This is a genomic window from Micromonospora sp. KLBMP9576, assembly GCF_050941805.1.
In the GTDB taxonomy this organism is placed as follows: Bacteria; Actinomycetota; Actinomycetes; order Mycobacteriales; family Micromonosporaceae; genus Micromonospora.
Map to the genome: position 1 here is coordinate 4930873 of NZ_CP194567.1, position 21833 is coordinate 4952705.

16 protein-coding genes and 1 tRNA gene are annotated in these 21833 nt (G+C 72.1%); 2 read left to right on the forward strand and 15 right to left on the reverse strand.

Going from position 1 to position 21833, the window contains the following annotated elements; all coding sequences use genetic code 11:
- Positions 1 to 949 precede the first annotated feature (949 nt).
- Positions 950 to 1261 carry a hypothetical protein gene (locus ACQ452_RS21650; protein ID WP_433386940.1) on the forward strand — a complete coding sequence of 104 codons (312 nt, stop codon included), beginning with the start codon at positions 950 to 952 and terminating at the stop codon, positions 1259 to 1261.
- Positions 1262 to 1364: 103 nt separating this feature from the next.
- On the opposite strand, the gene ACQ452_RS21655 is transcribed toward ACQ452_RS21650, so the two are convergent.
- Positions 1365 to 1437: transfer RNA gene (locus ACQ452_RS21655), tRNA-Asn, on the reverse strand.
- 268 nt (positions 1438 to 1705) lie between these two features.
- On the opposite strand from ACQ452_RS21655, the gene ACQ452_RS21660 reads away from it, so the two are divergent.
- A complete protein-coding gene (locus ACQ452_RS21660; RefSeq protein ID WP_433386941.1) occupies positions 1706 to 2164 on the forward strand; it encodes a hypothetical protein in 459 nt (152 codons plus the stop codon).
- 69 nt (positions 2165 to 2233) lie between these two features.
- Here the strand turns inward: ACQ452_RS21660 and ACQ452_RS21665 are convergent, their stop codons facing one another.
- From ACQ452_RS21665 to ACQ452_RS21730, 14 genes are all read right to left on the reverse strand, one after another.
- On the reverse strand, positions 2234 to 3241 hold the full coding sequence (locus ACQ452_RS21665) for a sugar phosphate isomerase/epimerase family protein (protein ID WP_433386942.1): 1008 nt from the start codon (positions 3239 to 3241) through the stop codon (positions 2234 to 2236).
- A 313-nt stretch (positions 3242 to 3554) separates the two neighbouring features.
- Positions 3555 to 5663 (reverse strand): ThuA domain-containing protein, encoded by a 2109-nt coding sequence (locus ACQ452_RS21670; RefSeq protein WP_433386943.1) that lies wholly within the window; start codon positions 5661 to 5663, stop codon positions 3555 to 3557.
- 75 nt (positions 5664 to 5738) lie between these two features.
- Positions 5739 to 8600 carry a PQQ-dependent sugar dehydrogenase gene (locus tag ACQ452_RS21675; protein ID WP_433386944.1) on the reverse strand — a complete coding sequence of 954 codons (2862 nt, stop codon included), beginning with the start codon at positions 8598 to 8600 and terminating at the stop codon, positions 5739 to 5741.
- Between the two features lie 304 nt (positions 8601 to 8904).
- The gene (locus ACQ452_RS21680; RefSeq protein WP_433386945.1) at positions 8905 to 9972 is read right to left on the reverse strand and encodes a polyprenyl synthetase family protein; all 1068 of its coding nucleotides are present in this window, start codon (positions 9970 to 9972) and stop codon (positions 8905 to 8907) included.
- Positions 9973 to 10512: 540 nt separating this feature from the next.
- A complete protein-coding gene (locus tag ACQ452_RS21685) occupies positions 10513 to 11685 on the reverse strand; it encodes a Gfo/Idh/MocA family protein (RefSeq protein WP_433394306.1) in 1173 nt (390 codons plus the stop codon).
- Positions 11686 to 11738: 53 nt separating this feature from the next.
- Positions 11739 to 12794: a substrate-binding domain-containing protein gene (locus ACQ452_RS21690; protein WP_433386946.1), complete on the reverse strand. Its 1056-nt coding sequence runs from the start codon at positions 12792 to 12794 to the stop codon at positions 11739 to 11741.
- 114 nt (positions 12795 to 12908) lie between these two features.
- Positions 12909 to 14027 (reverse strand): ABC transporter permease, encoded by a 1119-nt coding sequence (locus ACQ452_RS21695; RefSeq protein WP_433386947.1) that lies wholly within the window; start codon positions 14025 to 14027, stop codon positions 12909 to 12911.
- A complete protein-coding gene (locus tag ACQ452_RS21700; RefSeq protein ID WP_433386948.1) occupies positions 14024 to 15571 on the reverse strand; it encodes a sugar ABC transporter ATP-binding protein in 1548 nt (515 codons plus the stop codon). Before ACQ452_RS21700 ends, ACQ452_RS21695 begins: the two co-directional genes overlap by 4 nt.
- On the reverse strand, positions 15568 to 16746 hold the full coding sequence (locus ACQ452_RS21705) for an ROK family protein (RefSeq protein ID WP_433394308.1): 1179 nt from the start codon (positions 16744 to 16746) through the stop codon (positions 15568 to 15570). The genes ACQ452_RS21700 and ACQ452_RS21705 overlap by 4 nt, the downstream gene beginning before the upstream one ends.
- 201 nt (positions 16747 to 16947) lie before the next feature.
- A complete protein-coding gene (locus tag ACQ452_RS21710) occupies positions 16948 to 18009 on the reverse strand; it encodes a YihY/virulence factor BrkB family protein (protein WP_433386949.1) in 1062 nt (353 codons plus the stop codon).
- A 64-nt stretch (positions 18010 to 18073) separates the two neighbouring features.
- Positions 18074 to 18883, reverse strand: coding sequence for an ABC transporter permease (locus tag ACQ452_RS21715; RefSeq protein ID WP_433386950.1), 810 nt, complete (start codon positions 18881 to 18883; stop codon positions 18074 to 18076).
- 8 nt (positions 18884 to 18891) lie between these two features.
- Entirely contained in the window at positions 18892 to 19692 is an 801-nt protein-coding gene (locus tag ACQ452_RS21720) for an ABC transporter permease (RefSeq protein ID WP_433394310.1), read from the reverse strand.
- A 114-nt stretch (positions 19693 to 19806) separates the two neighbouring features.
- Positions 19807 to 20343: a hypothetical protein gene (locus ACQ452_RS21725; protein ID WP_433386951.1), complete on the reverse strand. Its 537-nt coding sequence runs from the start codon at positions 20341 to 20343 to the stop codon at positions 19807 to 19809.
- A 108-nt stretch (positions 20344 to 20451) separates the two neighbouring features.
- On the reverse strand, positions 20452 to 21384 hold the full coding sequence (locus ACQ452_RS21730; RefSeq protein ID WP_433386952.1) for an ABC transporter ATP-binding protein: 933 nt from the start codon (positions 21382 to 21384) through the stop codon (positions 20452 to 20454).
- Positions 21385 to 21833: the final 449 nt, after the last annotated feature.

Below are 21833 nucleotides of genomic sequence, written 5' to 3' on the forward strand. Positions count from 1 at the left end.
CCGACGTGCGGGCGATATTCCATCACATCTGAGTCAGTGCAAATCCCCCGTATTCCAACCCCGTGTGGGACACAGTCAACCACCTGTGGCGGGGAGCGTCAACCACTGCGCCGACGATCAATCCGCACACATGCCCCTTGTTTGCACCATTTTTCCAAAAACATGCGTTGATGTCTTCGCGTGCCCAGCACCGGCGTCAAAGGCGGACGCCCATGCGTTTCCGCAGGTCAGGGAGTCGACATTCGCCTGAACGGAGGGTAAGCGAGCCACCCGCTACGCGCCACTTCCGTCACCCCAAGATCGACTAAGCTCGCCATCATCGGCGAGGTGAGCACGACGCTCAGTTCGGCTGGGCGCAGCCTGTCAAGTAGCACTCAGTAACGTCATGACATGACTCAGTGATTCCCCGCACGCATTGACCCTGGTCAGGAAAGCGCCCTCGAATACGCCTCGGAATACGCGCAACAGAAACGCGCCAGGGGCCGCAGGAAAAGCTTTTCGTTACCGCCATCCTAATGCTCCAACGCCACCTTGGCCTGCCTACGCTGGCCGTGGGCTCGTCGGGCTCGGGCTTGAGATGTTCGTCGCCAGATGGCCAATGCCGGGCGTATTCCGTCGGGCGTGACGCGGTGGGACGAAGCCGTTGAGGCGTCAGGGCCCCGGCAAAGTCGTGACGGTGTCCGACTTGAGTGGACTGGAGCAGAAGCGCCGTTGTTGATGGCAGCAACACGGGCATGACTGGTTCGGAAGATCATCAAGGTTCCTACGCCGTGTGATCGCCGAAGTGAGTCATGCCCGCCCTGCCATCATCGCTGATCTCGTCGGTGTCGTGCGCACCGGCACTGACCGTGTCCGAAGCCGCTGGCGGGCTGCTCGCAGCGCTGGCCGATCTGCCTGATCCGCGGGCCCGTCGCGGCGTCCGGCTCCGGGTCGACGCCCGTCCGAGGCGATGATCCGCCGGCTGTTGCAGGCCATGGATCCGCAGCTACTGACCGCGGCGGTCAGCGTTTGGCTTGCCGGCCGGTCTGCTGCCGGCACGTCGACGTCTCGGCGAGCGATCGCCGTCGACGGCAAAACCTTGCGTGGCTCGCGCACCACCGACAACGCGGCCCGGCATGTGATGGCCGCCTGTGATCAGGCTGTCGGCGTGGTCCTGACCAGTCCCCCACCGACCGGCATCGTGGCGGATCTTGCACACCCGGCGGATCGCGTCTCGGCGAGACGTGCCGCCGCCGGGCCGCGCAGACGTCACGTCGGCTGACGTTCAGTCCCGGGGCGGCCGCGCGGGTGGCGGAGGATCGTGTCGGCCGGCAGCATGGAACGGCGAACCCCGCCGGCGGGGCCGACGGGCGTCTGGATGGAAGCTCCCCCGTTTGGACTCGAACCAAAAACCTGCCGGTTAACAGCCGGCTGCTCTGCCAATTGAGCTACGGGGGACCGCTGCGTCGTCCGGCGCGGATCTTTCTGCGCCGTGCGACGGGGACAAGAGTACAGGATTCCGGGGGGTGTTGGTCCAGGGGGTTAACCTCAGGGCCACGGCCCACCCACGGGGTGATGAAGCAGACAAATCGCCATCAGGGCCCAGGGAGGTATGAGCGGAGAGCAGGATGGGTAGTTAGCTGCGGACAGAGATGGCAGGCGCGATTTGGTCGCCTCCGGCGGATCACCGCCGGACGACGGCGCGTCAGGTACGGAAGGAGCCGCCATGCGCGGAAAGATGATGTTCCTTGGCGGGCTGGCTGCGGGATTCGTCCTGGGCGCCCGTGCCGGTCGGGAAAAGTACGAGGAGCTGGTGATCCGGGGCCGCAAGGTGCTCGACCACCCGACCGTCCAGGAGGCGGCCGGTGTCGCGCAGGCCCAGGCGACCCGCCTCTACAGCGAGGGTAAGGACAAGATCGGCCAGTCGAAGCTGGGCGAGAAGCTGAGCACCAACGGCAACAAGCAGGAGCTGAGCGACGCCGACGACGCCTTCGCCGGCACGCCGGCCACGGTCGGCGCGAAGAGCTCCACCGGGTCGTCGGGCACGGCCTCGACCCCCGGGTCGACGAGCAGCACCTCGACCCCCGGGTCGACGAGCAGCACCTCGACCCCTGGGTCGACGTCGGCCACCACCACGCCCCGCAGCAAGCCGTCCAGCTCGGGCACCAACGGCAGCACCCTCTGATCGCACCTCGAGCGGGCCGGTCACCTTCGGGTGACCGGCCCGCTCGTCTGCGCGCTGCGCGTGCCGGCGTCAGTCCCGGCTGGTGAAGGCGGCGTCGAAGGCCGCGGCCGGGGCGTCGAAGGCGAGCCGGCGGACGAACTGCAACGCCTCCGGGGCGCCGACCAGGCGGTCCATCCCGGCGTCCTCCCACTCGATCGAGATCGGGCCGGCGTAGCCGATCGCGTTCAACGCCCGGAAGCAGTCCGCCCAGGGCACGTCGCCGTGGCCGGTGGAGACGAAGTCCCAGCCGCGCCGCATGTCCGCCCACGGCAGGTGCGAGGCGAGCCGGCCCCGCCGCCCGTCGCCGGTGCGCACCTTCGCGTCCTTGCAGTCGACGTGGTAGATCCGGTCGGCGAAGTCGAAGATGAAGTTGACCGGGTCCAGCTCCTGCCAGACGAAGTGCGACGGGTCCCAGTTGAGCCCGAACGCCCGCCGGTGCCCGACCGCCTCCAGCGTCCGCTTCGTCGTCCAGTAGTCGTACGCGATCTCGCTCGGATGCACCTCGTGGGCGAAGCGCACCCCCACCTCGTCGAACACGTCGAGGATGGGGTTCCACCTGTCGGCGAAGTCCTGGTAGCCGCGCTCGATCATCGACGGCGGGACCGGCGGGAACATCGCCAGCGTGTGCCAGATCGACGACCCGGTGAAGCCGACGACGGTGTCCACCCCGAGCTTCGCCGCCGCCCGGGCGGTGTCCTTGATCTCCTCGGCGGCCCGACGGCGTACCCCCTCGGGCTCGCCGTCGCCCCAGATCCGGGCCGGCAGGATGCCCTCGTGCCGCTCGTCGATCGGGTGGTCGCAGACGGCCTGACCGACCAGGTGGTTGGAGATCGCGAAGACCTTCAGGTGGTGCTTCGCCAGGGTCTCCCGCTTCCGCTCAACGTACGTGTCGTCCGCGAGCGCCCGGTCGACCTCGAAGTGGTCACCCCAGCAGGCGATCTCCAGCCCGTCGTAGCCCCACTGCGAGGCGAGCCGGCAGACCTCCTCGAACGGAAGGTCGGCCCACTGGCCGGTGAAGAGCGTGATGGGTCGCGCCATGGTGCTTCTCCCCTGTGCTGATGGGGATTCCGTGGGTGCGTGACCGGGGCGAGGGTTGACCGGCCGGGCCGGTGCGCGGCGGTGCGCGGCGGGGCACCGGCGGGCGCGGGAGAGCGCCTGAACCCGCCGGGTTGCGCCTCCCGCCGGTCACCGGCGACCGCCGAGGATCGCCGACCCCACTCTAGGACCGGCATCCGCCGCGCGGAAGCCCCGCACCGCCCGCACCGCGATCCCGCGCCGCGCCCGGCGTTCGCGGGGCTCCTCCGCGAACGCCGGGGCACGAACCGCACGACCGCGGGAGGCGGGCGTCGGGTCAGGGCAGGATCCACCTCTGGTTGGCGCCCGGGTGGCAGGTCCACAGGTGCACGGGCTGACCGTCGGCCGCGGTGTTGCCCGAAACGTCAAGACACTTGCCCGACGACGCGTTCCTCAGGGTGCCGTCCGGCTGGGCCGACCAGCTCTGCGCACCCGTGCCGTTGCACCCGTACAACTGGATCCTCGTCCCGTCCGCCGAGCCACCACCGGAGACGTCCAGGCACTTGCCCAACGCCCGCACCGTCGAGTTCGGCGTCACCGTCCACACCTGCGCCGCCGAGGCGTTGCACCCGTAGATCTGGATCTGGGTACCGTCGGCCGTGGCCCCGTTGCGCACGTCCAGGCACTTGCCGCCCAGGCCCCGGATCGGGCCGACGCCACCGCCGCCGCCAGACCTGACCAGCGTGAAGTCGTCCACGTCGAAGAGCCCCGTACCCGAGCCGGTGAAGGTCAGGTAGAGGTTCCCGGTGCCGGCCGGGACCGCGGACAGCGCCGCCGTGACCTCGGCGAAATTGGTCCAGCCACCGGTGTTCGGCACGGCCACCGAGCCGAGCAGCGCGCCGGTGGTCGAGCCGGCCCGCACCTGGATGGTGCCCCCCGGCCCACCGGAGACGACCCGCGCGCGCATCGACGTCGCCCCGGTCAGGTCCAGCCCGTCGTACGCGGCCCAGTCCCCCGGGTCGATGTGCCCCAGCGTCTGGCCACCGTTCGCGCCGGCCTTCGCGAACGGGGCCACCCCGGCGGCCGAGCTGAACGCCTCCGCCTGCACGGTGGTGTTCCCGCCCGGCGGGTCGACGCCGAGTTCCCTGATCCGGATGTTGCGGAACGAGGCGTCGTCGCCGGTCCCGTGGTTCTGCAGCCCGATGTGGCCGGCGAGCGAACGGGCCGGATCCGTGTTGGTGAAGTCGTTGATCCGCACCCCGTTGAGGAAGACCTGGAGGCGCTCGCCCTCGACCAGCAGCTCGTAGGTGTTCCACTCCCCCGGCGGGTTGAGCGCCGCGTCCCGGGCCGCGAGGTCCGCGGACTTGAAGGTGTAGATCGCGCCGGTGGTGCGGTCGGCCGCGTCGGTGGCGTCGATCTGCACCTCGTAGCCGTTGTTCACCGCCGACCAGGGGTCACTGGAGGCCGGGAACCCGAGGAAGACGCCCGAGTTGTCGTCGCCGGCGAGCCGCCAGTCCAGCTTCAGCGAGTAGTTGGTGAACTGCTTCGCGGCGTACCAGTACAGGCCCATCCCGCCGACGGAGCTGAGCGTGGCGTCGGCGTTGCCGAAGCTGCCCGGGCCGGCCTGGGACCAGCCCGTGGTCGCGCCGTCGTAGAGCGCGGTGTAGCCGGTCTCGGGCCGGCAGTCGGCCCTGGCCCGGCCGGCCGCGTACCGGATGCCGCCGAGCAGGTGCGCGCGGAACGCCGGCTCGGCGTACGACGCCTGGGTGTGCCCGCCGCCGGTGTAGAAGGACCGGCCGCCGCTGTGGGTCTTGCACCAGGAGTGCGGGTGGTCGGCGCCCATCGAGCCGCCCGAGTAGGACGACTCGTCGAGGGTGGCCAGGACCCGGGCGGTCGAGCGGGCGTTGGTCTGGTAGTTGTACCACTCGTCGGTGCGGGTCCAGGTGCGCGGCAGGTGCGCGGTGCCCGGGTGCGCCCGGTTCTCCACCTTCACGCCCGCCTGCTGGATGGCCGGGTGCGAGGCGAAGTACGCCCCGACCAGGTTGCCGTAGAACGACCAGCCGTACTCGGTGTCGGCGGCGGCGTGCACGCCGACGAAGCCGCCGCCGGAGCCGATGTACGACTCGAAGGCGCCCTGCTGGGCGGCGTCGAGCACGTCGCCTGTGGTGTTGAGGAAGACCACCGCCTCGTACCGGGCCAGGCTGGCGGTGGTGAACGTGGCGGCGTCCTCGGTGGCGGTGACGGTGAACTGGTTGGCCGCGCCCAGGTCGCGGATCGCCTGGGTGCCGACGGCGATGGAGTCGTGCCGGAAGCCGGCGGTCTTCGAGAAGACCAGCACGTCGTACGGGGCGTCGGCGGCGCTCGCGGGCGCGGCCGGGGTGGTGCAGGCGAGGACGGCGAGGACGGCGGTGGCCGCGCCGAGGACGGGTCGGAGGAATCTGCGCATGTCACTCTCCAGTGCCGGAGGTGTCGAGGGGCCCTGCCGGGGCGGGGAGGGGCGCGGCGGCCCCTCCCCGTCGGGTCAGGGCAGGGTCCACTTCTGGTTGGCGCCCGTGTGGCAGGTCCACAGGTGCACGGGCTGACCATCGGCCGCGGTGTTGCCCGAGACGTCCAGGCACTTGCCGGTCTGCGGGTTCTTCAGGGTGCCGTCCGCCTGGGCCGACCAGTTCTGCGCGCCGGTGCCGTTGCAGCCGTACAGCTGGATCTTCGTCCCGTCGGCCGTGGCGCCGCCGGAGATGTCCAGGCACTTGCCCAGCGCCTTCACCGTTGAGTTCGGCGTCACCGTCCACGCCTGCGCGCCGGAGCCGTTGCAGCCGTAGATCTGGATCTGGGTGCCGTCGGCGGTGGCCGCGTTGCGTACGTCCAGGCACTTGCCGCCGAGCCCGACGACCGGGCCGGTGCGGACCGGCGAGCTGCTGAACGAGAACGTGTCCACGTCGTAGAGCGCGCCGGTGCCCGTGCCGGCGAAGGTCAGGTAGAGCGTGGTGGTGCCGGCCGGCGCCCCCGAGAGGCCGCCGCTGACCGTGGTGAACGTGTCCCAGGCGCCGGTGACCGGGACGGTCGCGGAGCCGAGCACGGTGCCCGTGGGCGAGCCGGCCCGCACCTGGAGGGTGCCGCCGGAGCCGGCGGAGGAGACCCGGGCGCTGAACGAGGTCGCGTCGGCGAGCCGGTACGGCTCGAACGCGATCCAGTCGCCGTTGTTGATGTCGCCGACGGTCCTGCCGCCCTCGGCCGTGGGCTTGTCGAAGGTCCCGACGCCGGAGGAGGTCCGGAAGTGCTCCGCCTGGCGCTTGCGCGGCTGGAGGGTGTGCTGCTTGTGCGTGGTCAGCCCGCCGGCGTCGGTGTACTCGGCGTCGAAGATGGCGAAGATGTTCGCCGCGTCGTCGTGTTCCCCGTCGACGGGGATGGTGATGGAGCCCGAGCAGCCGTTCTTCGAGGTGATCTGGTGGCCGTGGCTGTCGTGGCCCAGCACGTAGGTCATCTTGACCTTGGTGCAGTCGATGGCGGCGTCCTCCGGGTCCGTCACGGTGATGCTGAACGGCACGGTGTCGCCGTAGCTGAACAGTTGGCCGTTGCCCGGGCTGGTGATGGTGACCGTGGGCGCGGTGTTGCCCACCCCGATCTGCACGTTGGCCGTACCGGTGGCGCCCTGCGGGTCCCGTACGGTCAGCGTGACCTGGTAGGTGCCGTTGGTGGTGTACGTCTTGCCGGGGTTGGCCGCGGTGGACGTGGTGCCGTCGCCGAAGGCCCAGGAGTAGGTCAGCGCGCCACCGTCCGGGTCCGCCGACCCGGCCGAGGAGAAGTTGACGGTCAGCGGGGCCGTCCCGGAGGTCCGGTCGGCGGAGGCGACGGCGGTCGGCGCCCGGTTGCCGCCGGCGATGTGGTCGTAGCGGTAGAGCGCCGAGTTGGCGTCGCCGTTGAAGTAGCCGGTGCCGTAGTCGAGGATGTAGAGCGCGCCCTCGGGCCCGAACGCCATGTCCATGATCTGTTTGCCGTTCCACGGGAACGTGTCGATGACGCCCGGGGCGCCGGCGGCGTCGAGGTGGATCGGCTTGACCCAGCCCCGGCCGAGTTCACCGGCGAAGAACTGCCCGTCGAAGGACTGCGGGAACTTGGTGGTGGAGTTCAGCGCGGCGTCGTACCGGTAGACGGGGCCGCCCATGGGCGACTCGGAGCCGCCGCCGAACTCGGGCGGGCTGCCGGCGTCGCCGGCGTACCGGATCCAGGCGGGCTTCGCCGCCGGCAGGGTGGGCAGGCCGGTGTTGCGCAACGAATTGTTCGTCGGCCCGCCGGCACAGTTGTACTTGGCCCCGGCGGTGCCGGCGGCGAAGTCCCACTCGGCGTACGTCTCGACGGCGGTGTTGGTGCCGGTGCAGTACGGCCAGCCGTAGTTGCCGGGCCCGGTGATCCGGTCGAACTCGACCTGGCCGCTCGGGCCCCGGGCGGTGGTGGTGCCGGCGTCCGGGCCGTAGTCGCCGACGTAGACGATGCCGGTGGCCCGGTCGACGCTCATCCGGAACGGGTTGCGGAAGCCCATCGCGTAGATCTCGGGGCGGGTGCGCGCGTCGGAGTCGACGAACATGTTGCCCGCCGGGATCGAGTACGTGCCGTTGGCGTTCACCCTGATCCGCAGGATCTTGCCGCGCAGGTCGTTGGTGTTGGCCGCGCTGCGCTGCGCGTCGTACGCGGGGTTGCGGTTGGCGCGCTCGTCGATCGGGGCGTACCCGGCCGAGTCGAAGGGGTTGCTGTCGTCGCCGGTGGAGAGGTAGAGGTTGCCGGCGGCGTCGAAGTCGATGTCGCCACCGACGTGGCAGCACATGCCCCGGTCGGCGGGCACGTCGAGGATGTCGATCCGACTGCCGGTGTTGATCGTGTAGTCGGCGTTGAGGGTGAACCGGGAGAGCCGGTTGACGCCCTGCCAGGCCGAGAAGTCGGTGCCGGTGGCCGGGGCGTCGCCGGCCGGGGTGGCCAGCGGCGGCGCGTAGTAGAGGTAGATGTGCCGGTTGGTGACGAAGTCAGGGTCGGCCCCGATGCCCTGCAACCCCTCCTCGTCGTGGGTGTAGACCGGCAGCGTGCCGAGCACGGAGGTGGTGCCGGCGGAGTCGGTACGCCGGACGGTGCCGTTGCGGGCGGTGTGCAGGACCGACCGGTCCGGCAGCACGGCGATCGTCATGGGTTCGCCGACCTCGGCGACGCCCTTGGCGAGGGTGACCTGCTGGAAGTCCGTGCCGACGACGGGGTGGGCCCGGGCCGGGGTGGGGCCGCCCAGTGGGGCGGGGCCGGCGCCGAGGGTGACGGTGCCGGCCGTGGCGACCAGCAGCAGCGCCGAGGCGGCGCAGAGCCGTCGTCGGGTCCTGGGGGTGCGGGCGTCCTTGGTGGACATTCTTGTGCCGTCCCTTCCTGACGAGTGACTGCCAGGGCGGGCGCGCGCCGTCGCGCCGGTTGCCGTAGCGGGGGTGCGGTCGGCCCGCCGGGTGCCGAGCCCGGTGGGGCGCGACCTGCGAGGGACGGGGCGGGCCCGGTCGCTCGGAGGTCACCAGTCGATGGGTTCCCGCGCCGTCGGTTCACCTCGACGAAACAGCTTCGTGATGGCCCGAGGTTAAATGACATGCATCGATGTGTCCATACCTTCCGCCGGATCGGCGTCAACTTTCGTCGATCCGGCGGAAAGTGCCCTCGTGCGGGACTCAGCGCGGGCGGTCGACGGCCCTGGCGGCGAGGGCGGCCAGCGCCGCGCGGGCCTCGGCGGTCACGGGGGCCACCGCCAGGGCCGCCAGGGCCGCCTCGGTGCGTCCCCGGATCATCCCCTCGATCCGCTCGCGGGCCCCGGTGCCCTCGATGATCCTCCGCAGCTCGGCGGCGCCGTCGTCGTCCAGCGCCGGATTGCCGAACAGCTCACCCAACCGCGCGGCCTGCCCCCGGTCGGCGGCACCCCGGGCCAGTGCCATCATCACGGTCGGCTTGCCCTCGCGCAGGTCGTCCAGGACCGGCTTGCCGGTGACCACCGGATCACCGAAGACGCCCAGCACGTCGTCGCGTAGCTGGAACGCGTCGCCCAACGGGTCGCCGAACTCCGCCAGCGCCGCGACCTGCGCCGCTCCGGCCCCGGCCAGCGCCGCCCCGATCTGCAACGGCCGGGTGACCGTGTAGCGGGCCGTCTTCATCCGGACCACGGTGAGCGCGCTCGCCACCGAGGCGTCGCCCACCCCGGAGACCAGGTCCAGGTACTCCCCCGAGATCACCTCCGTACGCATCAGCGCGAAGATCCGGTACCCCCGCCGCACCCGCTGAGCATCCAGGCCGCACTCGTGGAACATCCGGTCCGACCAGGCGGCGCAGAGGTCGCCGCAGAGCAGCGCGGCGGCGCGCCCGTACGCCTCCGGATCGCCCCGCCAGGCCGAGCGGGCGTGCCGGTCGGCGAAGAGCCGGTGCACCGACGGCTCGCCCCGGCGGCGGTCGCTGCCGTCCAGGATGTCGTCGTGGATCAGCGCGAACGCGTGGAACAACTCCAGCGCGGCCCCGGCCACCACGATCGGGGCCTCGTCGGCCCCGCCGGCGCCCCGCCACCCCCAGTAGCAGAAGAGCGGGCGGATCCGCTTGCCCCGGGCCAGCACGAAGCGGTGCAGCGCGGTGAAGAGCCCCCGGGACACCCCGTCCGGCCAGTCCCGGCCCCGCCGGTCGAGGAACTCGGCGAGTGCGCCGTCGAAGCGGGCCCGCAGGCCGCTCGCGTCGATCGGAACGGCGGTGACGGTCACGACCCGTCCCCTGGCTGGACACACGTGAACATGGCAGTCCTTCCCGTCGAGCGACCCCGGCACGCAACATGAATAGAGAAACATGCATATCAGGAATCGCGTACGGGAGCCTCGCCCGCGCGGGCGGGCCCCGCCCGCCGGCCGCCACGGGAGGAAACCACCGGGCCGGCATCGAGGACGGCGGCGACGACCCCGGCCCGGTTCCCGAGCGGACGCGGACGGGCGGAGCTGGCAGGCAGGGTCGGTCGGCGTCCCGGCCCTGCCTCCCCCGCACCCCGCCGGCCGGCACGACGGCACGCGCCGGCCGGACGTCCTCCGGCGCGTCCCGGCGGGCAGACCGGATGCCGGTCTCCTCGCCGGAACGCGGGCGGCGGTCCCCCGGTGCGACCGGGGAATCCCGGTCCGGCCGCACCGGACGACCGTCCTGCTCGTGCGGCACCGGGCCACGCCGGCCCGGCCGCACGTCCTGCGGTGCCGACCTCGTCCCGGCCGCGGGGCGCAACCGCGGCCGGTCCCTCGCCGGTCGGCGCCGCAGGCGGCTCAGGCAGCCACCGTGGCCAGCGCCGGCTCCACCTCGGTCCAGGAGGAACCGAGCTGCGCGGAGCGGGTCACCGCGTCCAACACCAACTGGACCTGCAACCCGTCGGCGAAGGACGGGGCCGGATCGACGCCGGTGGCGATCGCCTCGACGAAGTCGCGCGCCTGGTGGGTGAACGAGTGCTCGTAGCCGATCAGGTGGCCGGGCGGCCACCAGGCGGACATGTACGGGTGCTCGCCCTCGGTCACCAGGATGCGGCTGAAACCCTGCTCGGCGGCGGGGCGGGTGGCGTCGTAGAACTCCAGCTCGTTGAGGCGTTCCAGGTCGAAGGCCACAGTGCCCAGCGAACCGTTGATCTCCACCCGGAGGGAGTTCTTGCGGCCGGTGGCGAACCGGCTCGCCTCGTACGTGGCCAGCACCCCGCCGTCGAGCCGGGCCACGAAGACCGCCGCGTCGTCGACCGTCACCGCGCCGGTGGCCGGCGGGCCGCCGGCCACCGCGCCCCCGTCCGCCGGCCCGCCCGGCAGCGGTCGCTGCCGCACGAAGGTCTCGGTGACGGCGCTGACCCCGGTGATCCGCCGCCCGGTGACGAACTGGGTCAGGTCGATGATGTGCGCACCGATGTCGCCCAGCGCGCCGGAGCCGGCCCGGTCCCGCTGCAACCGCCAGACCAGGGGGTACTGCGGATCCACGATCCAGTCCTGCAGGTACGTCGCCCGGACGTGCCGGATCACCCCGAGCCGCCCGTCGGCGACGAGCTGACGCATCATGGCGACCGCCGGCACCCGCCGGTAGTTGAACCCGCACATCGACCGCACCCCGGCGGCCTGCGCGGTGGCCGCCGCGGCGGCCATCGCCCGGGCCTGCGCGACCGTGTTGGCCAGCGGCTTCTCGCACAGCACGTGCTTACCGGCGGCCAACGCGGCGAGGGCGATCTCGGCGTGGCTGTCGCCGGGCGTGCAGACGTCGACCACGTCGATGTCGTCGGAGGCGACCAGCTCACGCCAGTCGGTCGTGTACGCCTCCCAGCCGAGCCGGTCGGCGGCGTCGGCCACCTTCCCGGCGTCCCGGCCGCAGATCAGCGCCATCCGGGCCCGCGCCGGCAGGTCGTACACCCGGTTCACGGTGCGCCACGCCTGTGAGTGCGCGGCGCCCATGAAGGCGTAGCCGACCATGCCGACCCGCAGTTGCCTGTCTGTCGTGGACAAGGTGGGTCTCCCCCCGTGTGTCAGAACCCGAGCTTGAGGTAGTCGCCCGCGTTCTCCTTGGTGATCGTCTCCGAGGCGAGGATGATCTCCTTGGGCACCTGGAGTTCCACCAGGTCGGACATGCCCCTGTCCTGGCCGATCAGCCGGGCCAGGGAGATGGCCGAGGAGGCCATCGACGGGCTGTAGGTGACGGTGGCCTTCATGACCGTGTTGTCGGCCTGGATGTCCTCCATCGCCTTCTTCGAGCCGGCACCGCCGACCAGGAAGAACTCCTTGCGACCGCTCTGGGCGACGGCGGCCATCACCCCGATGCCCTGGTCGTCGTCGTGGTTCCAGATCGCGTCGATCTTCGGCAGGGCCTGGAGCAGCTGCGCCGCCTCCTGCTGGCCGGAGTCGGCCGTGAACCGGGCCGCCCGGCGGTTGGCGACCTTGAAGCCGCTCGCCGCGAGGGTGTCGGCGAAGCCCTTCGAGCGCTCCTGGGTCAGCTCCAGCTCGTCCATGCCGGCGATCTCGCCGATCACCGGGTTGCTCACGCCCTTGGCCTTGAACTGCTCGATCAGGTAGGTGGCCGCGGCCACCCCCATGCCGTGGTTGTCGCCCTTGATCTGGAGCCGGTAGGCCCGCGCGTCCGGGAAGCCCCGGTCCAGGTTGACCACCGGGATGCCGGCCTTCATGGCCTCCAGGCCGAAGGCGTTGAGCTCCTTGCCGTCGTGCGGCAGCAGCACGATCACGTCCGGCTTCTGCGAGATCAGCGTGGACAGCGCCGCGCGCTGGGCCGCCGCGTCCGCGCCGGCCTCGACCGACTTGAACTCCACGTCGGAGTACGCGCCGGCCTGCGCCTTGGCGTTGTTGGTGATGGCGGCGATCCAGCCGTGGTCGGCGGCCGGGGCGGAGAAACCGATCGTCACCCGCTTGCCGGGCTCGTTGTTGCCGCCCGGCGCGGCCGCCGCCTTGGTCTGCGCCTCGGTGGGCTGGCTCTCGTTGCCGGTGCAGCCGGCGAGCAGCACGCCGGTGCCGACGGCGGCCCCGCCGAAGAGCAGCCGACGGCGCGACATGTCGCGACTGTGCTGGGTCATGACGACCTCCTGGGTTGACGGTGGTGGAGGAAAACCGTGGTGCGGGGACGGAAGAGGGCGCACGGGGCCCGGCCACCCGTCGCTCGGGTGGCCTCGCACGCCGTGCGGTACGGCTCAGGTGGTGGTGGCCCGGTTGCGGGTCAGGAACCGGGTGAGACTGTGGAACTGGACCTGCTGGATGAGGACGGCGGCGACGATGATGCCGCCCTTGACCATGTTCTGGGCCTCCGTGGAGAGGCCGTTGATGGCGAAGAGGTTGGTGATGGTGGCGAAGATGACCACCCCGAGCAGGGAACCGATGATGGTGCCCCGCCCGCCGCTGAGCAGCGTGCCGCCGATGATCGCGGCGGCGATCGCGTCCAGCTCGTAGAGGTTCGCCATCGCCGCCTGCGCCGAGTTGGCCTGGGCGGTGAGCATGATGGCGGCGATGCCGCAGCAGAGGCCGGAGAGCGCGTAGAGCAGCACGGTGTGCCGCCGCACGTCGATGCCGGCGAGCCGGGCGGCCTCCGGGTTGCCGCCGACGGCGACCGTGCGCCGCCCGAAGGTGGTGCGGTTGAGCAGCACCCAGCCGGCGGCGACCACGGCGGCGAGGATGTAGACCAGCAGCGGGATGCCGAGCAGCTTGTCGCCGGCCAGGCCGTTGATGAAGGCGTTGCCCGACACCTGGGTCTGCTTGTCGGAGATCTCGGCGGCGAGGCCGCGGGCCGCCACCAGCATGGCGAGGGTGGCGATGAACGGCACCAACCGGCCGTACGAGATGAGCAGCCCGTTGACCAGGCCGACCGCCAGCCCCACGGTGAGCGCGCTGAAGATCATGCCGCCGGCACCGTAGCTCTGGGTGGCGAGCGTGGTGCACCAGACCCCGGCCAGCGCGACGATCGCGCCGACGGAGAGGTCGATGCCGCCGCCGATGATCACGAAGGTCATCCCGACGGTGACCACCCCGACCACGGCCGCCAGCTTGAGGATGCTCAGGACGTTGTCCCACACCCAGTCCGGGTCGGAGTAGAGGTCGGAGCGGGTGAGGGCGCCGATCACGACGAGCACGGCCAGCACGCCGACCAGGGCGAGGTTGCGGCGCGTACCCTCGCCACCGTCGCCCCGCCACCAGGAGAGCCCGCCCGCGGGCCCCGGCCGGCCGCCCGCCTCGGTGCGCGCCGGGTCCACCGGCGGCGACTGCGCCGGCAACTGCGCGGCCGGCGTCGCGGTGGGGGTGGGGGTCACGTCGCTCAAGCCGGTGTGCCTTCCATCAGGGACCCCGCCATGACGAGGTCGAGCACGCTGTTCTCGTCGAGTTCGCCGGCCCGGGCCTCGCGGACGACCCGCCCCTCCCGCATCACCAGCACCCGGTCGGCCAGGCCCAGCACCTCGGGGACCTCGCTGGAGACCAGCAGCACCCCCACGCCGCGCGCCGCCAGCCCCCGGATGACCTGGTAGAGCTCGGCCCGGGCGCCGACGTCGACGCCCCGGGTCGGCTCGTCGAGCAGCAGCAACCGGGTGTCGCCGAGCAGCCAGCGCCCGACCACCACCTTCTGCTGGTTGCCGCCGGAGAGGGTGCGCACCGGCCGGCGGACGTCGCGGGGCCGCAGCTCCAGGCTCTCGGCGATCCGGTCCGCCTCGGCCCGCTCCCGCCGGGCGTCGGTGAACCCGGCGCGGGCGTAGCGGGCGAAGGTGGCCAGCGTGACGTTGCGGTAGACCGGCTCGCCCAGCAGCAACGCCTGGCTCTTGCGCTCCTCGGGGGCCATCCCCATGCCGGCCCGCACCGCCGCGCCGACGCTGCCGGCCCGCACCGCCCGCCCGGCCATCCGCACCACGCCGGCCTCGGCCCGGCGGGCGCCGTAGATGGTCTCCAGCAGCTCGGAGCGGCCCGAGCCGACCAGCCCGGCGATGCCGACGATCTCCCCGGCGCGCACCCGCAGCGAGACGTCGGCGAACTCGCCGGCGCGGGTCAGCCCCTCGACCGCGAGCAGCTCCGCGCCGCCGGTCGCGCCGGTCGGGCGGTCCGGGAAGACGTACTCGATGGTGCGGCCCGTCATCCGGCTGACCAGGTCGCGGGTCGGGGTGTCGCGGGCCGGCAGGTTCGCCGCCGTGGTCCGGCCGTCCTTGAGTACGGTGACCCGGTCGCCGATCTCCCGGATCTCCTCCAGCCGGTGCGAGATGTAGATGACGGCGATGCCCTGCGCGGTCAGCTCGCGGACGATCCGGAACAGGTTGCCCACCTCGTCGTGGGCCAGCACGGCGCTCGGCTCGTCCATCACGATCAGCCGGGCGTCGTGGGACAGCGCACGGGCCATGCTGACGATCTGCTTGCCGGCGGCGGGCAGCGCGCGCACCATCCGCCCCGGCGGGATCCCGGCGTGCCCGAGCCGGCCGAGGAGCTGGCGGGTACGCCGCGCCATCGCGGCGCGCCGCACGAAGCCGAGCCGGCGCGGCTCGTGGCCGAGGAAGGCGTTCTCCGCGACCGAGAGGTCCTCGACCAGGTCGAGTTCCTGGTAGATGGTGGCGACACCGGCACGCATGGCGGCCTGCGGGTTGGCGAAGTCGACCGGTTCGCCGTGCCACTCGACGAGCCCAGAGTCGGGCCGGTGCACCCCGGCCAGCACCTTGATCAGGGTGGACTTGCCGGCGCCGTTCTGCCCGAGCAGGCAGTGCACCTCCCCCGCGCGCACCTCCAGGCGCACCCCGTCCAGGGCCCGTACGCCCGGGAAGGTCTTGACCACGTCGGTGAGGCGCAGCACCACCTCGCCGGCGGCGGCGGTGCCCGCCGGCCCGCTCATGACGCCTCCGCGAAGGCCACGTCGCTGGCCAGTACGGCCGCCCCGGCGACACCGGCGCGGGGCCCCAGCTCGGACAGGACGACCGGCAGGTTGCCGGTGGCCAACGGCAGTGACCGGCGGTAGACCACGCTGCGGATCTCGGCGAGCAGGATGTGCCCGAGCTGGGCGAGCCCTCCGCCGATCACAATCATCGACGGGTTGGTGAAGCTGACCAGACCGGCCAGGACCCCACCAACCCGCCGACCCCCGTCGCGGATCAGCCGGATGCAGGTCACGTCCCCCTCGCCGGTGCCCTCGGCCACGTCGCGGGCGGTCACCACGCCCCTGCCGGTGAGCCGCTCGGCCAACGCCGGCGAGGTGCCGGAGCGGGCCGCGGCGGTGGCGTCGCGGGCGAGCGCCGCCCCGCTGAACAGGGCCTCCAGGCAGCCGACGTTGCCGCAGGAACACATCGGGCCGTGCGCGTCGACCTGGATGTGGCCGATGTCCCCGGCGCAGCCGTCGGTGCCCCGGTAGACCTCGCCGCTGAGGTAGATCCCGCACCCCACGCCGGTGCCGATCTTCACGAAGAGGAAGTCGTCCACGGAGTGGGCCACCCCGCCGTGCCGCTCTCCGATGGCCATGATGTTGACGTCGTTGTCGACCACCGCCGGGCAGCCGTGCTCGCGGGTGAGCAGCTCGCGCACCGGGAACCGGTCCCAGCCCGGCATGATCGGCGGGCTGACGGGGACGCCGTCGCGGAAGCTGACCGGGCCCGGCACCCCGACGCCGACAGCGTCGAGCCGGTCGTAGGCACCGTCCACCCTGGCCTTCTCCAGCAGCTCGTTGACGCGCTGGAGGATCACCTTCGGGCCGGTGCGGATGTCGGCCGCCTCGGCGTACGCGGCCACGGGCTCCAGGCGGCCGTTGACCACCTCGACGTCGATGGAGCTGGCGCCGAGGTCGACGGCGGCGAAGCGCAGGCGCGGGTTCAGCTCGACCAGGGTGGAGCGGCGCCCGCCCCGGCTGGCGGCGAGCCCCGCCTCGGCGACGTAACCGAGGGCGACGAGCCGCTCCAGCTCCGCCAGCAGCCTCGGGCGGGGCATCTGGAGCCGGTCGCCGAGTTCGGCCCGGGACACCGCGCCCTCGTCGCGGAGCAGCCGCAGCAGGCGTACGTGCAGGGGGTCGACCGTGCGCAGCGGACTCACCTCGTCGCGGGCTCGTACACATCGACGCGGTGCCGAGGTGTCGTGCCCGTCACAGTAGGAGGGCCCTCCCCGGGTGTCCAGAGCTTCGGCCGATTTGGCGCGAACTTTTGTCCGTCAAGACAAAAGCCTGTTTCGGATCAGGAAAAGCCGCCCCGCCGACCAACGGGTCGGCGGGGCGGCGGGGCGGGACGTTCAGCGGGTCCTGGTGGCGTTGCGCTTCTTCTTGAGCTTCCGGTCGTCGCGCAGCTCGACGTACGGCTCCTCGTCCGGGGAGTGACCCGCCTCAATGGCGCGGCTGCGCTCCAGCTCGGCGTCGAACTCCGCGCCCAGCAGGATCGCGATGTTGCTCAGCCACAGCCAGACCAGGAAGATGATCACGCCGGCGAGCGCCCCGTACGTCTTGTTGTACGACCCGAAATTGCTGACGTACAGCGCGAACAGGGCCGAGATCGCCAGCCAGATCACCACGGCCAGCACGCCGCCGGGGCTGACCCAGCGGAAGCCGCCGTGCTTCGCGTTCGGCGACGCCCAGTAGAGAATCGCGAACATCAGGCTGACCAGGATCAGCAGCACCGGCCACTTGGCGATGTTCCACACGGTCACCGCCGTGGAACCCAGCCCGATGGCGCCCCCGACCTGCTCGGCCAGGCCGCCGGTGAAGACCACGATCACCGCGCTGGCCAGCAGCATCACGCCGATCACCGCGGTCACGCCGACGCGGATCGGCAGGGTCTTCCAGATCGGGCGCCCCTCCGGCACGTCGTAGATGGTGTTGGAGGCGCGCATGAAGGCGGCGATGTAGCCCGACGCCGACCAGAACGCCGCTAGCAGACCGAGGATGGCGGCGAAGCCGGCGAAACCGCCGCTCTGCTGCGCCTGGTCGATCGCCCCCTCGACGATCTGGCGGATCTCGCCCTGCGGGACGGCCTCGTTCACGGTGTCCTTGACGCCCTGCGTCGCGTCCGGCCCCAGCAGGCCGAGGATCGAGATCAGCACCAGCAGGCCGGGGAAGATCGAGAGCACCCCGTAGTACGTGAGGGCCGCCGCCCAGTCGGTCAGGCTGTCGTCCTGGAACTCCCGCACCGTGCGGCGCAGGGCCGCCTTCCAGCCGGCGCCCGGCAGTTGCGCGGGGCTGTCGGGGCCCTCGTCGGGCCCGACCGGGCGGCGTCCCGGATCCCGACCGGCGTGCCCCGGCCCGGCCCCTCGGTCGGTACGGCCCGGCCGGCCGCCGGCGGAAGACTCGTCGGAGGCCATCGCCCCTCCTCTGTGATCGGCGTCAGTCCTCCCGACATGCCCCGGGTGCGGTCACGGTTAACCCCTAGCGGTAGAGCAACCTGCCCATCCGGCGCGCGGCGACCAGCAGACCCAGGGCGAACACCGCGAGCAGGTAGAGCACGTCGAGCACCCCGTCCCAGCCGGCCGTGCCCACCGAGACGTCGCGGATCAGGTGCACCGCGCGGTAGAGCGGGGTCACCTCCACCACCCAGCGCAGCGCCGCCGGGTAGGACTCGGCGGGGACGAACGTGCCGGAGAAGAGGAAGAGGGCGAACTGGACCCCCGACACCAGGTCGAAGTCGTGCCAGCTCCGCGCGAAGGTCGTGATCGCCATGCCCAGCGCGCCGAAGGCGAAGCCGACCAGCACGGCGGCCGGGAGGGCGACCAGCGCCCGCCCCACGGTGGTCAGGTCCATCGCCACCATCACCACGAGGAAGACCGCCGAGTAGACGCTGCCGCGCAGCATCGCCCAGAGCAGCTCACCCAAGGCGATCTCGAACGGTCGTACGGGGGTGGCGATCACCCCGTCGTACAGCCTCATCTGCTTCATCTTGCCGAAGAAGTTGAAGGTCGTCTCCGACAGCGCGCCCGACATCGCCGAGGACGCGAGCATGGCCGGCGCGACGAACGCCGCGTAGCTGACGAGCTCGCCACCGGGCAGCGTGAGGTCACCGACCAGCGTGCCCACCCCGACGCCGATGGAGAGCAGGTAGAACAGCGGCTCCACGAAGCCGGAGGCGAGCAGCAGCCAGTAGACGGTCCGCAGCGCGGCGACGTTGCGCGCGGCCACCGAGAACGACCGGCGGGACGCCGCCGGGACGGCGAGCAACCGGGGCAGGACGAGACCGACCACGGCGCCTCCTAGACGACCAGCCTGCCACGGAACGCGGCGCGGGCCAGCAGCCAGCCGGCGACCGCCCAGGCCACGAGGTAGAGCAGGTGGCCGGCGACCGGCCACTGCGCGGCGACGCCGAGCGTCGCCGCGCGACACAGCTCGACGCCGTGCCAGAGCGGGGTCGCGTACGCCAGCCAGCGCAGCGCCGTGGGCAGCGATTCGACGGGGAAGAACACCCCGGCGAAGAGCGTCATCGGCAGCACCGCGAAGCGGAGCAGCATCGCCAGCCAACTGTCGACGTCGACCACCGACGCGTACGCGAAGGTGGGCGCGGCGACAGCCAGCCCCAGCAGCGCCGCCACCGGCAGCGCGGCGGCCGACCACGAGGGTCGCAGCGCCCCGAACACGCCGGTCACCAGCAGGAACGCCGCGATGGTGGTGATCACCCGGAACGTCACGAAGGCCAGGTGCCCGCCGAGGATGTCGCCCACCCGAAGCGGCGCCGCGCTCTGCGCGACGTAGGTCCTGGCCCACCGGAACTTGCCGAACACCGGCCACATCGACTCGCTGACGGCCGTCTGCACCGCCGTCGACGCGACCAGGCCGGGCACGACCCAGTCGAGGTAGGGCACCCCGTCGACGCCCTGGTCGATGTAGGCGCCGACGCCGACGCCGAACCCGAGCACGGTCAGCACCGGCAACAGGAACGACGAGAGGAGCCCGGCCCGCCAGGTGCGCCGGTAGGCCACGAGGTGGTGCGCCAGCACCGCCAGCGCCGGCACCCTCGGCAGCGCCGGCCGCGCCCGCTCCCGCGCCGACTGCGCCACGCTCACGCGACCACCCCGTCCCGTCCGGAGTCCACCGGGCCTTCCTACCGCAGGGCTACGACAGGCCGCCACCCTACGACGGATCGGGCGCCGGAGCGGACCGCGCGCCGGCGGTCAGCGCCGACGGGCGGCGCGGACCAGCGCCAGCACCGCGTAGCCGAGCAGCAACAGCCCCGCGCCGATGCCGACGACGAACCCCGCCGGCACCGCCGAGGCGAGCGCCGTGACCAGCCCGGCCAGCGCGACGACGCACATCGCCACCCCGAGCGGCCAGAGCAGCGGGTCGCGCAGCACCGGGACGAGGGGGAAGAAGTGCAGCCCCACCACGGCACAGACCAGCACCGGAACGAACTCGGACAGCCCGGCAAGGGCGAGCCCGACGGCGCCGATCCCGGCGGCGGCGAACTCGGCGAGGACGATCAGCAGGTAACGGCGGTCGCTGTCCCGGTCCCGGGTCGCGGCCTGCCCGCTGCGGGCCACCACGACGGCACCGACCACCGCCGTGACCAGCGCCGCGCCGCTGGCGACCACGAGCAGGGCGCGCAGCGGCTGCTCGGCGGCCGGCACGCTGAACCAGATCGTCGCGAAGACGCCCAGATAGAGCGCGGCGAGCCCGGCCTCGCGGCGGGACTGGAACTCCAACCTGGACATCGCACCCCCAGTGTTCGCCGGGCGGGCACGCCGCGCCGCCGGCCCGCCGATGCTACGGGACGCGCGCCGCGCCCCCGCCCGGGACAAGGGCGCCGACCGGCGGGCGCGTCAGTCGACCAGGGTGCGCCCGGTGAGGTGGAGGAAGACGTCCTCCAGGCTGCTGCGCCGGACCAGCACGTTGGCCGGTTGCAGCCCCCGCTCGCCGACCTCGGCGACCGCCGCGTCGCCGTCGGACACATAGAGCAGGATCCGGTCGGGCAGCACCTCGACCCGTTCCCCCAGCCCGTCGAGCTTGCCGGCGAACGCCTCCTGCGACTCGGCGGCGAAGCGCAGCTCCACCACCTCCCGGGTGGAGTGCGTGTCGATCAGCGCACGGGGCGACCCCTCGGCGACGATCCGCCCGCCGTCCATCACGACCAGGCGGTCGCAGAGCTGCTCCGCCTCGTCCATGTAGTGGGTGGTGAGGACCAGCGTGACGCCCTGCCGCTTGAGCCGGAACAGCCGCTCCCACACCAGGTGCCGGGCCTGCGGGTCGAGGCCGGTCGTCGGCTCGTCGAGCAGCACGATCTCGGGCTCGTTGACCAGCGCGCGGGCGATCGTCAACCGCCGCTTCATCCCCCCGGAGAGGGGCTCGACCAGGCTGTCGGCCCGCTCGGTGAGCTGGACGAAGTCGAGCAGCTCGGCGGCCCGCGCCCGGGCCACCCGGCGGGAGATGCCGAAGTAGCGCGCGTAGGTGGTGAGGTTCTCCTGGACGGTCAGGTCGGGGTCGAGGTTGTCGAGCTGGGGGCAGACGCCGAGGCGGGCCCGGATCGCCGGGCCGTCGCGGAGCGGATCCATGCCGAGGATGCGCAGCTCCCCGCCGCTGGGCGGGGAGGTGCACCCGATCATCCGCATGGTGGACGACTTGCCGGCGCCGTTGGGCCCGAGGAAGCCGAAGGCCTCGCCGGCGCGCACGTCGACGTCAATGCCGTCGACGGCGACGAAGTCCCCGTAGCGCTTCGCCAGCGCCCGCGCCCGAATGAGTGGTGCAGCCGTGCTCACCGCCCGACCATAACCCCTGCGGCGGACACCGCACGGATGCGTCCGGCCGCTCCCGGGGGCGGCATCAGGGGCGTCGCGGGGCGGTTATGCGACCGGATGTTGAAAATCAGGACCGCCCTGCTCACGCCGCATCTAGTTACCGAGAGCGACGGAAACTACACTGAGTAACGATCGCGCCGGCGCGCGCCGGCGGTCCCGGTGGGGCCGCCGGCCGGCGGGCCGAACGTCCAAGATCACCGGACCAGAGTGGACGGAACAGCTACAAACCGGCTGCCGGCTCCGCGAATCGCCGCCAATTACGGCGTACGCCCACGCGGCTAATCCGGACTCGAAAGTGGTATCTCTGCGTAGTCGAAAACCCCATTAAATTACTATCCGCAATGAGGTTTAGCGATATTCCTTTGAGTATCTTGTTCGCGTATCGTGCCCCCTCGTGCCAGCAGTGCGTT